The organism is Stenotrophomonas sp. STEN038, assembly GCF_056759895.1.
Genome location: NZ_JBRRDW010000031.1, coordinates 1 through 13438 on the forward strand (window position 1 = coordinate 1; position 13438 = coordinate 13438).

The 13438-nt window shown below is 64.0% G+C and carries 12 protein-coding genes; 3 read left to right on the forward strand and 9 right to left on the reverse strand.

Features of this window, described 5'->3' with window-relative positions; all coding sequences use genetic code 11:
* Window positions 1-126: 126 nt before the first annotated feature.
* The gene (locus ACVOLS_RS13475; protein ID WP_481546011.1) at window positions 127-2457 is read right to left on the reverse strand and encodes a TonB-dependent receptor; all 2331 of its coding nucleotides are present in this window, start codon (window positions 2455-2457) and stop codon (window positions 127-129) included.
* A gap of 426 nt (window positions 2458-2883) precedes the next feature.
* On the opposite strand from ACVOLS_RS13475, the gene ACVOLS_RS13480 reads away from it, so the two are divergent.
* The 3 genes from ACVOLS_RS13480 (at window position 2884) to ACVOLS_RS13490 (ending at window position 7611) form a co-directional block, all read left to right on the forward strand.
* On the forward strand, window positions 2884-3393 hold the full coding sequence (locus ACVOLS_RS13480) for a sigma-70 family RNA polymerase sigma factor (protein WP_481546012.1): 510 nt from the start codon (window positions 2884-2886) through the stop codon (window positions 3391-3393).
* Between the two features lie 5 nt (window positions 3394-3398).
* The gene (locus ACVOLS_RS13485) at window positions 3399-4382 is read left to right on the forward strand and encodes a FecR domain-containing protein (RefSeq protein WP_481546013.1); all 984 of its coding nucleotides are present in this window, start codon (window positions 3399-3401) and stop codon (window positions 4380-4382) included.
* A 79-nt stretch (window positions 4383-4461) separates the two neighbouring features.
* Window positions 4462-7611: a TonB-dependent receptor gene (locus ACVOLS_RS13490; RefSeq protein ID WP_481546014.1), complete on the forward strand. Its 3150-nt coding sequence runs from the start codon at window positions 4462-4464 to the stop codon at window positions 7609-7611.
* Window positions 7612-7769: 158 nt separating this feature from the next.
* Here the strand turns inward: ACVOLS_RS13490 and ACVOLS_RS13495 are convergent, their stop codons facing one another.
* From ACVOLS_RS13495 to ACVOLS_RS13530, 8 genes are all read right to left on the reverse strand, one after another.
* Window positions 7770-8519, reverse strand: coding sequence for an energy transducer TonB family protein (locus ACVOLS_RS13495; protein WP_481546015.1), 750 nt, complete (start codon window positions 8517-8519; stop codon window positions 7770-7772).
* On the reverse strand, window positions 8516-8938 hold the full coding sequence (gene exbD / locus ACVOLS_RS13500) for a TonB system transport protein ExbD (protein ID WP_481546016.1): 423 nt from the start codon (window positions 8936-8938) through the stop codon (window positions 8516-8518). The genes ACVOLS_RS13495 and exbD overlap by 4 nt, the downstream gene beginning before the upstream one ends.
* 2 nt (window positions 8939-8940) lie before the next feature.
* The gene (gene exbB, locus ACVOLS_RS13505) at window positions 8941-9639 is read right to left on the reverse strand and encodes a tonB-system energizer ExbB (RefSeq protein WP_481546017.1); all 699 of its coding nucleotides are present in this window, start codon (window positions 9637-9639) and stop codon (window positions 8941-8943) included.
* The gene (locus tag ACVOLS_RS13510; RefSeq protein ID WP_481546018.1) at window positions 9636-9953 is read right to left on the reverse strand and encodes a hypothetical protein; all 318 of its coding nucleotides are present in this window, start codon (window positions 9951-9953) and stop codon (window positions 9636-9638) included. Before ACVOLS_RS13510 ends, exbB begins: the two co-directional genes overlap by 4 nt.
* Before the next feature lie 11 nt (window positions 9954-9964).
* Window positions 9965-10336, reverse strand: coding sequence for a YbaN family protein (locus ACVOLS_RS13515; protein ID WP_481546019.1), 372 nt, complete (start codon window positions 10334-10336; stop codon window positions 9965-9967).
* Entirely contained in the window at window positions 10336-10944 is a 609-nt protein-coding gene (locus ACVOLS_RS13520; RefSeq protein ID WP_481546020.1) for a biliverdin-producing heme oxygenase, read from the reverse strand. Before ACVOLS_RS13520 ends, ACVOLS_RS13515 begins: the two co-directional genes overlap by 1 nt.
* Before the next feature lie 34 nt (window positions 10945-10978).
* Window positions 10979-12421, reverse strand: coding sequence for a surface lipoprotein assembly modifier (locus ACVOLS_RS13525; protein ID WP_481546021.1), 1443 nt, complete (start codon window positions 12419-12421; stop codon window positions 10979-10981).
* A gap of 163 nt (window positions 12422-12584) precedes the next feature.
* A complete protein-coding gene (locus tag ACVOLS_RS13530) occupies window positions 12585-13412 on the reverse strand; it encodes a HupA family protein (RefSeq protein WP_481508122.1) in 828 nt (275 codons plus the stop codon).
* Window positions 13413-13438: the final 26 nt, after the last annotated feature.

Here is a 13438-nt window from a genome sequence, read left to right on the forward strand (position 1 = left end):
AATTTGTAGGCTTGCCGGGTCTTGCTGGTGATCTTGCCTGCAGACATGACTGTCTCCCAATGCTACCCCCAACAGAGGCTAGCTCTGTCTAGGAAATCCTGGGAACTCCACGGCAGCAGCGGGCCCTCAGAGGTTGATGCGCAACCCAAGCTGGAATGCACGGCCCGGCAGGGGCGCGATGTACTTCAACGGTGAGTTGTGCGGACGTGCTTCGGCGTCGAGCAGGTTCGAGCCATTGAGGAACACCTCGATCGCGCTTACGTAGCCACCCCGCGGCTGGAAGCGGCGGCTGACCTGCATGTCCAGCATGTTGAAGCCATCCAGGGGGACTTCCTCGCTGACATTCTTCCCCAGGTACTTCTGCTTGTCATAGTAGGTGCTGGAGATGCCGGCCTTCCAGTCGCCTTTCTGCCAGCCGATATTGGCGCCATAGCGGTTGGTCGGCATGTTGGGCAGGTACTCGCCGTCGTTGTGCGCCCGCAGTGAATCCGGATGGTCTGCACGGTTCTTCACCAGATCGGAGAACGCAGACAGGTTCAAGCTACCCCAGCGGCCGAGTTCCAATGCCTGCGATACCTCGATTTCGAAGCCCTTCACCGTGGTGTCGGTCTGCTTCCAGTACTTCAGCGGCAGGCGATTGGCGGTCTGCAGGCCGGAATACCCCTGGTAGAGGTAATTTTCGTACTTCATGACATAGCCGGTCGCTGAGATGTCGAAGCCGCGGTTGTTGAACAGCAGGGCGAGTTCGGCATTCTTCGCGCGCTCGGGTTCCAGGTTCTGGTTGCCTTCTTCCTGGGTCATGACCGAGTAGTGGGCGTTGCTGGCATACAGCTCATTGACCTCAGGTGCCCGTTGAGAGGACGCGTAGCGGGCCTTGGCGCTGAGTCGGCTGCCGAGCTCGACAAGCGCGCCCAGGCTGTAGCTGTTGAGCGTGAACGACCTGTCCTCCAGTTTCGAGTTGGCGGAGTTGCGTGAGGTCTTGAAGGCACTGCTGCGGATGTCATGATCCACGCGCTCGTGGCGGAACCCGGCATCGAAGGACGCGCCATCGAAGTCGAGGCTCTGCTTCAGGAACACCGCATTGGTCACGCTCTGCACATCAGGCAGGTAGCGCAACGCGCCGCTGCCGCTGATATCGCGCGTGCGCTGGCTGAGCCCGAGCAGGCCACTGAGCGGGCCGGCGCGGCGCTGTGCCAGCAGCACTTCAGCCTGATAGCTATCGAACTGGTACTCGTTGGCCTTGCTGGCCCCCAGTTGTTCTGCCGAGGTATTGCTCACCTGCGACACGCGCAGATCCGCGCTTTCAAACAGCGGAAGCGGATCCAGCACATTGGCCTGCAGCGCGTACTTTGTCTGCTTGAGCACCACGCCCACCGGACGGCTCTGGCTGTGGTCGGCACCGAAGGACAGGTTGTCCATCGAGAAGCCCGGCACCCCGTACTCGCTGTCCTTGGCGTCGATGCTGATACCGACGTAACCACGGTCGAAGAAGTAGGTGCTACCTGCGGCAAGGTGTGAGTTGCGGAAGTAGCTATTGCCCAGGGTGCCGCGGTAGTTGGGGGTGACGTCGCGGTTGATCTTGTTCTGCACATACGAAGGCGTGCCGGCTACATAGTCCGGGTTTGCCGGGTTCACGTAGGTCTTGCCCTGCCAGACCGATGAAGGGTTGTTGGTATAGAACGAGAAGCTGCCGTCCGCCCAGTCCGGGTTTTCGGTCATGAACTGGTCGATGTAAGGCTGCGATGCCTTGTTGTAGACCTGCTGGATGCGGGCCTCCTTTTGGCAGCTGTCGGCCAGGCCGCTATTGACCCCGCCGCCGGCTGGGAACAGCTGGCTGTCGCAGACACTGGCCTTGCTGTTGCCGGGGATGTCGTAGTGCGAGATGCGCTGGTGCGACATCTGCAGGTTGGTCGAGAGGTTGCGCTGGTTGTTGAAATTCATCCGGAAGCCCTGTGCGTCGGCGGCGTTGAAGCCCTGCCGGAGCACCAGCTCCATGTCCTGATCCTTGTCCTCCATCTTGGTGGAGATGAGGCCGGAGTCGACATCGATGCTGCCGCCGATCGCGTTGCCGCCGTGACGGACGCTGTCCGATGACTTGTTGACGCTGACGCTGCGCACGAACAGCGGATCGAAGGGAATGGCGATATCACCGCTGAGCGCGTTCATGCCGAGGATGGACTGGCCATCCTCCAGCACCTGCACGCGGTTGCCGCCCAGGCTGCGGATGACCGGCGCGCCGGCGTTCGGGCCGAAGGCGCTGTTCTGCACACCAGGCACGCGTTCCAGCATGCCGCCCAGGGTGCGGTTCTGTGCCTGGGTGTTCTCGACGACAACGATGCTGTCGATCTTTGAAGCCTTGTCGGCCCGGACCTTGACGGTGGGCAGGGTGGTGTCATCTGCGGCGTAGGCGCTCTGGACAACGAGCAGCACGGCGGCTGCAAGTACGTGTTGACGCATGGATCATCCCCGTTGAAATTGGAATGTTATAATATATCGTTTGAGGAAAAGCGAAAGTCCCTCTGGTGCCGCGGCCAAGCTCGGGGTCATTCGTGGGGCGGTGTCCGCCGGGGAGATCGTTCGCGCACAGGTGTTGCTGCGCGCTGGCGCAGGGAGCCAGGTTCGAGATGATGGGAAACCAGCTAATGGGTTCCGCCAACATTGCCTCGAAGCTCCCGAAACTTCGGAGGCTCCCGAGGCAGCCAGACAGCCAGGCAGCCAGGCAGCCAGGCAGCCAGGCAGCCAGGCAGCTGGGCAGCTGGGCAGCTGGGCATGCCGGGTCGCTTCACTGGTGGCGGTCAATGTTGCCGCTGCCGGCGGCATGCGCGGTTTGCGTGCAATCCCAACTTATCGGATGATAGTGATTCCTATTCGCAATATTTACCCATGGTCAACGCTTCGCCGGCACCGGCGCCTGATTCCCTGCAGGGCCTGTACGTCGCGCACCATGGGTGGTTGTTGCAGTGGCTGCGCCGACGCATGTCTGCGGACGAGGCAGCGGCGGATCTGGCGCAGGACACCTTCGTGCGCCTGCTGCAGAAGCCACAGTTGCCGACGCTGGAGCAGCCACGCGCCTACCTGACCCGCATCGCCAACGGATTGGTCATCAATCTGTGGCAGCGCCGCGCGCTGGAGCGTGCGTGGCTGGAGGTACTGGCCAGCCTGCCCGAGGCGCTGGTACCTGACGAGGAACAGCGGCAGATAGCCCTGGAAGCGCTACTGCGCATCGACCGCATGCTGGACGCGTTGCCGCCGCGCGCACGTGAGGCCTTCCTGCTGTCGCAGCTGGACGGGCAGACCTATGCGGTGATTGCCACGCGCCTGGGCGTGACCGAGCGCACCATCAAACGCGACATCGTGCTGGCGATGGCGGCCTGCCTCGAGGTCATGGACTGATCCGCATGCAGGAGCCATTGGCCAGGATCGATACGCCAATTCCCCCGCCGGTGCTGCATGAAGCGGCCGAATGGCTGCTGCGTTTCCGCGAAGGCGAACTCGATGCCAGGGAGCGCGCGGCCTGGCAGCGCTGGCTGTCCAGCAACGACCTGCACAGGCGTGCCTGGCAACGCGCGGAGCGCTTGACCGGTCTGCTCGACGATGTGCCCGGTGCGGTAGGCAGTGCGCCCTTGCAGCAAGCTCGCCGTACTCGGCAGGGTCGCCGCGCCGCGTTGGCGGCCATCATGGGAATGATGGTCGGCGCGCCGCTGGCGCGCCTGGCGTGGCAGCGTGAGCCTTGGCAACACCTTGTTGCCGACAGCAGCACCGCCATCGGCGAGCGTCGCGCACTGCGGCTTGAGGATGGCAGTGAACTGCAGCTCAACACCGATACGCGGATTGCGCTCACCTTCAATGAGCAGTTGCGGCAAGTGCAGCTGCTGCGCGGTGAAGTGCTGTTGCAGGAAGCGGCGGATGATCGGGTTCCAGTGCGGCCCCTGCTGCTGCAGCTGCGCAACGCGCATCTGTCTGCTCTAGGCGCGCGCTTTGCCGTGCGCATGTGGGATGACCATGCGCGCGTGGCGGTAGAGCAGGGCGCGGTGCGGATCCGCCTCGGCGATCGCGGCGATGTCACGCAGGTGGTTAGCGCAGGTCAACAGGCGGTCTTCAACACGACGGGCATCAGCGCGGCCACTGCGCTACAGCGCAACAGCCTGGCGTGGGTGCAGGGCGTGCTGCATGCCGAGGCCATGCCGCTGGGGGAATTGTTGTCCGAGCTGGCGCGTTACCGCAGCGGCGTCGTGCGTTGTGATCCGGAGATCGCCGGGCTGTTGGTGTCCGGTGTATTCCAGCTGGACGATACCGATACCGTGCTCGCCCTGTTGCAGGCAGGGTTCCCGCTGCGCGTGCGCTACCGCAGCCGCCTGTGGGTGATGGTCGACCCCGCCTGAGACCGGGATGTCCCTTTTTGCCGGTTGGCCGGGCAAGGAAGTGAACCCTTTCAATTCCTTTCTGTCACGGACCCCCGCCATGTCTTCGCGTCCCCCTGTTGTCCGCACCTCGCTGGCCCTGGCCTGCCTGGTCGCGCTTTCGCTGCCATTGCCGCAGCTGGCCTTCGCCCAGAGCGGCACATCCGCAGCCAGCGAGGGCAACATGAGCTTCAACCTCCCGGCTGCGCCGCTGGCGCTGGCACTGAATGACACCGCGACGGCCGCCGGTGTTTCGCTGAGCTATGACCCGGCATTGGTCGCCGGCCGTGCGGCTCCTGCATTGCAGGGGCGCTATACGGTGCGCGCGGCGCTTGCGCGACTGTTGCAGGGCACGGATCTGGCGGCACGCGAAGTCAGCCCGGGTGCGTGGAGCATCCAGCGCGTGGCGAGCACTGACGGTGATGCCGTGGTCATCGGTACGCTGCGCGTGGGTGGCGAGCGCTCGGCCGACCCCACCGGCATCGAGCGCGACGAGCGCGGCTACGACGATGTCTACGATCTCGACCTGTCCACCGTGTACGCCGGGCGTGAGCAGATCGAACGCTACAAAGGCGCTGCGCCGGCCGATATCTTCAAGGGCATGGTCAACGTCTACAGCGGCGATGCCCGCAACAGCGGCGCGCTGGACCCGAACATCCGCGGCATCCAGGGGCCGGGCCGCGTGCCGCTGACCATCGATGGCACCGAGCAGGCACTGACGGTCTGGCGCGGCTACATGGGCGCCAACAACCGCAACTACATCGATCCCAGCCTGATCGGCGGCATGCAGGTCATCAAGGGCCCGGCGATGCTGCGCGGTGCCAACACCTCGGTGGGCGGCGCGGTGCAGATCAAGACGCTGGACGTCGACGACATCCTGCTGGAAGGCGAGAGCTTCGGCGGTGAGTTGAAGATGGAGGCCAGCGACAACGCCATCGATCCGAAGTTGCCGACCCTGTTGACCGGCAAGCCGCTGGGCAGCGTGCCGGGTTTCCCCGCCAGCCAGGTCAATTTCTACGACCCGACCCTGTACCAGCATCCGCGTACCAGTGGCAGCGGCAGCTTTGGCAACGACCAGGCGTGGCGTCTGGCGCTGGGCCTGCGCAAGGAAAACTTCGACCTGATGGCGGCGTACGCTTTCCGCGAAAAGGGCAACCACTTCGCCGGCAAGCATGGCAGTTCGTTCTATGACAACGCGCCCACCAACAGTTGGGATTATGTGCCGTACCTGGCCAAGGTCTATGTGCCGGGCTCGGAGATCCTCAATTCCTCCAGCCGCATGGAATCGTGGCTGGTCAAGGGCACCTGGCGCTTGAGCGACAGCCAGGTGCTGCAGCTCAACGTGCGCGACACGCAGTCGCGCTATGGCGAAATCATGCCTTCGCGCATCCAGTGGGACAACACCGTCACCGATGGCATTCCGCAGTGGCCGCTGAGCCAGGTGGATGCGCGTGCGGTGAACCTGGAATACAAATGGCGCCCGGGGCTGGACTGGGTGGATCTGCGCGCCAACCTCTGGCGCACCGATACCGACAGCGCGACCTATAGCAGCGGCGGCCTGCCCAACGATCGGATGAACTGGTACAACGACGTCGACAAGGTCTATGTCACCCCGGACCACTTCCGCAACACCGCGATAGCCAACAGCAGGAACGCGCGCACCGGCTTCTCGTTCGACAACAAGATGCAGCTGAGCGACAGCCTGGACCTGACGGTCGGCGGCAACCTGCAGAAGGAAACCCTCAGCTCCAAGGACGCCTACAACGATCCGGAGATCACCGGCTATTGGCGTGGCAAGCCGCGCGCTGGCTGGCGCCGTGAGTATGATCTCAGCGCCTTGTTTGAATGGCGACCGATCGACAAGCTGCTGCTCAGCGCGGGTGTGCGCTACCAGAACTGGCAGTCGTTCGATGAATTCCTCGCGCGCCAGCAGCGGGCCGGCGTGTTGCCGACCAGCAGCAAGGAAGCCTCGGGTCGGGTGATGAAGTGGAACACGCTGGAGCACTACACCCAGGCCGAGATCGATACTTCGATCGAGCAGATGACCAGTTTGGTGGAAAGTCAGTGGTCCTTCTACGAGGAGTTCTTTGGGTACACGCGTGAGCAGTTTGTGGCGGAGATATTGAACCCGTCCCTAGACGAAGTCCGCAGCCGCACCACGTACACCGCCAACAATGAGATGCTGTGGAAGCACGATGGCCAGGGCCGTTACACCCGCGCCGGGAATCCCTGCATCAATGGCGCCATCGACTTCAGCAACGTGGTGCTGAGCGGTAGCAGCAAGTGCTGGTCTGATGGGCCTTATCCGGGCCAGAGCATCAATGGTGAGCTGATTCCCTTCGCCACGGTAGACAACACCGCACGCAGGCAGCGTGGCGCTGGCTGGGTGCCGTCGTTCGCGGCGACCTATGAGTTCAGCGAACACAGCCGCGTCTATCTTCGCCACAGCCAGGTGCGACGCTTCCCGGCGCTGTTTGAAAGCACGATTGGCTTCTCCAGCATCCAGGACAGTTACGGACTGAAGCCGGAACATGCCTACAACACCGAGTTGTCGTGGGTGCAGGACTTCGGTCAGATGCTGGATGGCAATCCGCTGGCGGACCTTAAGATCGCCTACTACCACCACCGCACCCGCGATGTGATCGAGCGTAGCCCGCAGCTGACGTTCTCCAACATCGACGAGCAGACCATTCGTGGCGTCGAGGTACAGGGCCGCTTCGACAACGGCCGCTTCTTCACCGACATCAGCGGTGCCTGGAACCTGGAAAACCGCGTCTGCGATCAGCACACCGCGATGTTGCTGGACAACACCGGTGGCGTCTCCAACTGCGTGGAAACCGGCTTCGTCGGCGGTTACCTGGTGACCATGGCGATCCCGCGCTATACCTTCAACTGGACGGTGGGGACGCGCCTGTTTGATGGCCGCTTGGAGCTTGGCAGCCGCATCGTCCACCACGCGCCGCAGGAGATCGTGTTCAAGGACAATTACGGTAACCAGTCGGCGACGATTTCCTACTACCTCAACACGCCGCTGCAATGGGGTCGCATCACCACGTATGACGCCTACGCCACGTGGCGCGTCAATGACCGCGCCACGGTCGAAGTGGTGGGCACCAATCTGGGCAACCTCTACTACATCGACCCGCTAACGCGGTCGTCCATGCTGGCACCGGGCCGCACGTTGAAGGCGAGCTTCAACTATCGGTTCTGATTCAGTGCGGCGTATTTCAACGCGCTATGTGCAATGACAAAGCCCGCCCGGATCTGGATCCGGGCGGGCTTTTTTTGCTGCGAGCAGTTCCCAACAATGGCGCAGTGATGCACAGCATGCGGTGGAACAGGCCAGCGCGACAGTTCAACGCGGGCCAATCAGCGAATGAAGAACTCCACCGGCGTGGTGATCTGCACGGGATCGCCTTGCACTTCATCCGGTGGCGACGGCAACGGGCTCGCGCGCTGCACGGCGGCCAACGCCTCGCCATCCAGCAAGGCATTGCCGCTGCTGCGGGCGAGCCGCGCCCACTGCACGCCGCCGCTGCGGTCCACCGCGTACTCGACCAGGCTCACGCCTTCGCTGCGACGGCGCTGCGCCGCACGCGGGTAGCGTTTGTAGCGCTCCAGATGCGCAAGCACCAGCGCCTGCCAATTGGCCTGCGAAGGAACGGCGGCGCCGGCCGAGGATTGTCGGGCGGTATAGCGGGTGCTGCTGCGCGCCTGCACGCTGGGTGGTGCAGTTGATTGCAGTACCTCGGCGGTTTCGATCGATGCGGTGCGTTGTTCCTGCCGCTCTGGCGCAGGCGGTGGCAGGGCAGCGTCTGCTGGCAGGGTCACCGAGGGCGGCGTCACTGCCGCTGCCGGTGTTGCAGCTGCCTGCGCGGGCTGCGGCTGCTGTTCCTGTTGCAGCGGTCCCGGCGCCAGATCGGTGGGCGGCGCCGGCGGCGCACTCGGTAGTGGCGCCAGTTCCACCATCACCGCCTGTGGCGGCGAGGGCGGGGCAGGTACTGTTGACCATGATGAGCAGATCACAGCGCCGCCCACTGCCAGCGCATGCACACCAAGCACGATGCACAGACTGCGGCCCCAGCGCGGGCCTTCGGCCGCATGCTGTGTCGCGTTCACGGCGAGGCCTGTTCCAGCCCGACCAGGGCCACCTTCAAATAACCGGCAGTACGCAGGCTGTTCAAGGTGTCCATCAGGTCGCCATAAGCAACGCCCTTGTCAGCGCGCACGAAAATGCGTTGCTCACGGTTGTTGCTGGTGAGCGTGTCCAGCGCCGCTGCCAAAGCAGGGGCAGCAACCGGGTCCTGGTTCAAGCGCAGTGACAGGTCCTGCTGCACGGTCAGGTATACCGGCTCATCGGCTCGCGGTTGTGGCAGCGCCGTTGATGCCGGCAGATCGACGGCGACGTCCACGGTGGCCAATGGCGCGGCGACCATGAAGATGATCAGCAGCACCAGCATCACGTCGATGAAGGGCGTGACGTTGATCTCGTGGTTCTCATCGGGGACATCGTCCTGCTCGTCGGTCCTGATCGCCATGCTCACGGTGCTCCGGATGGGTTGAAGGCGTGGCGGTCGAGGTCGCGCGATACCAGCTGCTGCACGCTGGCTGACAGGTCGCCGCTGTCGCCGCGCAGCGCTGCAAGCTGACGGCTCAGCTGGTTGTAGATGACCACCGCGGGGATCGCCGCGACCAGCCCAAGCGCGGTGGCCAGCAAGGCCTCGGCGATACCCGGGGCGACCACGGCCAGATTGGTGGTGTTGGCCTGGGCGATGCCGACGAAGCTGTTCATGATGCCCCACACGGTGCCGAACAGGCCGACGAAAGGCGCGGTGGCACCAATGGTCGCCAAAAGCCCGGTGCCGCTGCGCAGCTGGCGTGCGTGCGCGAGTTCGATGCGCTGCAGGCGCGAGCCGACCCGTTCCTTGATGCCGTCGGTACTGCCAACGTTGGGCGAGCGCTGCAGCTCATCCTGTGCCTCGGCCAGCAACGCCGAGGCGATGGCACTTTCCTGCCCGGCCGTGGCCAATGCCGTGGGCAGGTTGTCTGCCGCTGCGAGTATGCGGCGTGCGGCTTGCATGCGCTGCGCCTCTCGCCGCAGCTGCCGGTGCTTGGCCAGCAATACCGTCCACGTTGCCAGCGAGGCAATGGCCAGGCCGACCATCACCGTCTGCACCACCCAGTCTGCATGCAGGAACATCTGCCATGGGCTGAGATTGCTGGGCAGGTTGGTCGTCATGCGTGCTCCTGGATGGTCGCGCTGTTCGCAGGTGGTAATGGGTCTGTTTGCTTGGGGGATGGCAGCAAGCCAGCTGCACCCAGCGTCGACAAGGTGTTGTAGAAAGCGCTGGTGGAGACATGCATGTCACCCTGCTTCAGGGAAGCGGCATGCAGCAATTGCGGACTAAGGCGTCCGTGTGCGGCCAACACCAACGGCGCCAGCCGCAAGGTGGCAATCCGCGCCGAGGTCACCCGGATACCGGCACCACGCAGTATCGCCGAGTGGATGTTGCGGACTGGCAGCGGCAGGCTGGCGGGCGTTGTCAGGGGCATGATCAGTATCCTCAATGGATGAGCACACGCGGTGCGGGACGCGACAGCACGTAGCCGGCGCTGACGGTGAAGAACAGGCCGACACCCAGCGCCAGTTTCCAGCCGGGGTGCGCCGTGCAGAAGAAAACCAGGTAACCCACAGCCATCCCTGCACCGGCAAAGGCTTTGCCTTTGGCGCTGACCGCCCCCTGTTCGCGCCATAGGCGCAGGCTGTGGCCGTAGCGCGGGTGCCGTAGCAGATAGCGCTCCAGCCGTGGCGAGGAGCGCGCGAAGCAGGCCAGCGCCAGGATCAGGAAGATGGTGGTCGGCATCACCGGCAGTAGCGCGCCGATGATGCCAAGCGCCAGCATCCAGCAGCCTGCGCAGAACCATAGCCAACGCATCAGGGCACCGGCACCGGGTCGGTTTGGAGCTCGTCTTCGACATAGCCGCGCACGTTCTGGAACGCTGCGCGTGCGCCCTCCACCACCAAGGCTTCCTGTTCGGCCGCCAGTGGCGCCGCATCCAGTGCGGCGGTGAAGCTGCGCCAATGCCGAGCTGCGCCGTCGGCATGTGCGGCCAGGTGGCGTGCACCGAAGTCGGCATGCAGCTGCAGCCGGTCGCGCGCCAGTTTGAACAGCACGGTGCCACCGAGGTTGGAGCCTTCGGCAACGTACAGCCAACCCAGGGCATTGGGCAGGGAGATGTTGGCGTCGACCAGTGGCGTGCTGTGCACTGGAACATCGCTGCCGAGATCCTGCAGATCGAGTGCGATCCTGGCCAACCGCCGGCGCTCGGCCAGATCGGGGATCAACGCCAGTAGCCCCTGATGCGAGTAGAGCGCATCGATATCGCGGTGGAAGCGATACTGCACGCGCAGGAAGCGCGTGAAGCTGTCGCGGCTGGCAAAGATGTCTGCTGCCATCACCCGCTTGTCCAGGCTGTCATGGGTGCTGTGGGTGGCGGCCTTCAGTTGCTGGCTGCGCGAAACAACGTTGCTGTGTTTGCTCATATGCAATTCCCGGTAGTGCAGGAAGTGGTTGGGGTCAGAAACTGCGTTCCAGCTTCAGGCTGGCGGTGCTGCGGTCATAGCTGTAGAGCCAGTCGACGTTGCTGGAGACGACGTTGTAACGAAGGCTCAGCAAGGGCGTGAAGCCGGCGAAGGCCAGGCGATTGGCCTTGACGATCAGTGTGTAGTTGCGTTCGTCGTCATCGCGGCGCACGCCGAGCATTGGGCTGTAAAGGTCGTAGCTGCGGCGGCGATAGGAGGCGAACAAGGTGTGGCTGAAGCCTTCCGGCCACTGCAGGGATGCGCCGAGTCGGGCACCTACCGAGCGGTAGCTGTTGCTGCGGTCGTGCGAATCGCTGTCCAGTGCATCGATGCCGCCGAAGGCCATCCAATGACTGCCAAGACTGCGGAAGTAAGTGGCGGAGGCGGTGCGCTGCACGCCGTCCAGATTGAGCGCGTAGTCGCGCTGGCGATAGCGAAGATCCTTCCAGTCAGCTTCCAGCTTCAGCATCGACAGCCGCCCCGGCGTCCAGCTCCATTCGGCATGCACGCCCGGTGCACCAAACAAGGCGCTGTTGCCCAGCGCGTAGTAGTCGAACGACGGTGCCAGCGCGACGTTGTGGCGCGCACTGCGGAAGCTGTAGCCAGCCTGCAGCGCGGCATTGAGTTCGTTGTAAGCGCTGTTGTCGCGGTAGTTCTGGCCAAAGGCGATTGCACGCAGGTAGGCGCCATGGTGGCCGCGCAGCGCATGCCGCTTGTTGAGGGTGGCGTCGTAGTCGATGCCGGTAGCGGTGATGGCTTCGGGCAGCTTGCGTTCGATAAGGCAGTCGCCGGTGATCAGCAGCAATAGACAGGTACGACTGGCCGAGGTGCGGTTGGCGTTGTCGGTCCAGCTCGGGCCGGCCGCGTAGGAGCCGCTCCAGCGCTCGCGCTGGGCCAGAGCCTGGCGGAAGCTGACGATGGTGGTGCGCACGCCTTCGGTTTTCGGGTCGTCGGCATCGATGCTGGCGCCGACATCGGCGAACAGCGCGTCGGCTTCGCGATCCTGCTGGTCTTCGAACAAGGTGCGGGCCAGTTCCAGCTGCGCCGGCATGAAGTCCGGCTGCAGGGCGAGCAGGGCGCGGTACTCGGCGGCCGCCTGCGCGTGCTGGCCCTGGATGCGCAGCAAACCGCCCTGGGCGTAGTGCACCAGCAGTTTGTCGTGGTCGGGCAGGGTCAGGTATTCGTTGAGGAAATGCGCCGCCAGGTTCCACTGCCGCTGTTGCAGCGCCAGATACAGGGCGCGACCGAGGTCGTCGACGTTGTGGCCAATGACGTGGCGCTGGCCATCGATGGTCAGCGTCGGGCGCTCGCCATCCAGTTCGTCCTTGAGCAGCTCACGCTCGCGGGCCTGCGCCTGTTGGTCGATGTGCTGGTCAAGCAGGCGGCGGGTATCAGCCTGCTCCTGTGCGGCGCCCGCGACGGGAAGCAACAATCCCACCAGCAGCAATGCGGCGGGAAGCGCGAAGAGGGGCCGGCGTCGGCAACCGGTTGAAGAACGAGAATGCATGCAATGGCCATCGAGGGAGGCAAGGATTGGCGGACGCTGGCTGGTCCTTGCCGGTAGCAGTCGAATTACAGCGGTTGACGGACAGGCTTATCCGTCAGTTCTTGGTGCCGCCCCAAGCGATGTTTGTTGCCGGGTTGCCAAAATCGACAATGCCGGCGACGGCGGCCGCACCAGCACCGAAGAAATCGCCCTTCACCGTACCGGTGGCGTATACGACATTGCCCGGGATCACCCACTGGCCGGCATTGGCGGCGTCGAAGTGACCGTTGGTGTCGAACGCGATCTGGCTGCCGCTGGTGCCCAGACGGATCTGCGTTGCGCCGATCGACAGGTCGCCGTGGAAGGTGCGGCTGCTGAAGTTGGCGGTCAAACTACCGGTCAGGTGGGTGTTGGCGCCGTAGCGGTGCAGGCCGGTCAGCGTGTAGCCAACCGCGGTACCGGTGGCGGCGGTATAGCCGGTCTTGTCACCGACGTAATAGACCTGACGGTTCTGGTAGGTCGGGCTGCCGGTATTGCCGTTGGTCGACCATTCGCCGAACCAGACATCGCCACTGCCAACCTTGACGAAGCTGAAACTACCCAGGCCAAAGTGTGCCGGATCGTTCGGGTTGCCGGGGGTGCCGGGAGTGATCGGATCGTGCAGGCGGTAGACGGTCATGCTCGGAGTCAGCGCGGTGGCGGCGCTGGAAGGCGTCAGACCCTGGAAGTCGACCTTGGTGCCACCGGCATAGCTGGAAATACCGACGCCGGAGATGCCGGCGGTATGCGGGCCGAACGGTACCTGTGACACACCGACCGTGACGTACGACGTTCCGGTACCGGCGGTCTGGGCGCCGACGATGGTAGCAGCTGCGGCAGTGCCTGCCACGGAAACCACGGTCAGGGCGAGGGCGAGCTGGGAGATGCGTTTGTGCATTTTCATGATCATGTCTCTCTTGATGTGATGAA

What these genes read in the sequence shown, in the direction of transcription:
- ACVOLS_RS13475 (WP_481546011.1), bottom strand. Translation starts at nt 2,457, where the DNA reads ATGCGTCAACACGTACTTGCAGCCGCCGTGCTGCTCGTTGTCCAGAGC.
- ACVOLS_RS13480 (WP_481546012.1), top strand. Translation starts at nt 2,884, where the DNA reads ATGGTCAACGCTTCGCCGGCACCGGCGCCTGATTCCCTGCAGGGCCTG.
- ACVOLS_RS13485 (WP_481546013.1), top strand. Translation starts at nt 3,399, where the DNA reads ATGCAGGAGCCATTGGCCAGGATCGATACGCCAATTCCCCCGCCGGTG.
- ACVOLS_RS13490 (WP_481546014.1), top strand. Translation starts at nt 4,462, where the DNA reads ATGTCTTCGCGTCCCCCTGTTGTCCGCACCTCGCTGGCCCTGGCCTGC.
- exbD (WP_481546016.1), bottom strand. Translation starts at nt 8,938, where the DNA reads ATGGCGATCAGGACCGACGAGCAGGACGATGTCCCCGATGAGAACCAC.
- exbB (WP_481546017.1), bottom strand. Translation starts at nt 9,639, where the DNA reads ATGACGACCAACCTGCCCAGCAATCTCAGCCCATGGCAGATGTTCCTG.
- ACVOLS_RS13510 (WP_481546018.1), bottom strand. Translation starts at nt 9,953, where the DNA reads ATGCCCCTGACAACGCCCGCCAGCCTGCCGCTGCCAGTCCGCAACATC.
- ACVOLS_RS13515 (WP_481546019.1), bottom strand. Translation starts at nt 10,336, where the DNA reads ATGCGTTGGCTATGGTTCTGCGCAGGCTGCTGGATGCTGGCGCTTGGC.
- ACVOLS_RS13520 (WP_481546020.1), bottom strand. Translation starts at nt 10,944, where the DNA reads ATGAGCAAACACAGCAACGTTGTTTCGCGCAGCCAGCAACTGAAGGCC.
- ACVOLS_RS13530 (WP_481508122.1), bottom strand. Translation starts at nt 13,412, where the DNA reads ATGAAAATGCACAAACGCATCTCCCAGCTCGCCCTCGCCCTGACCGTG.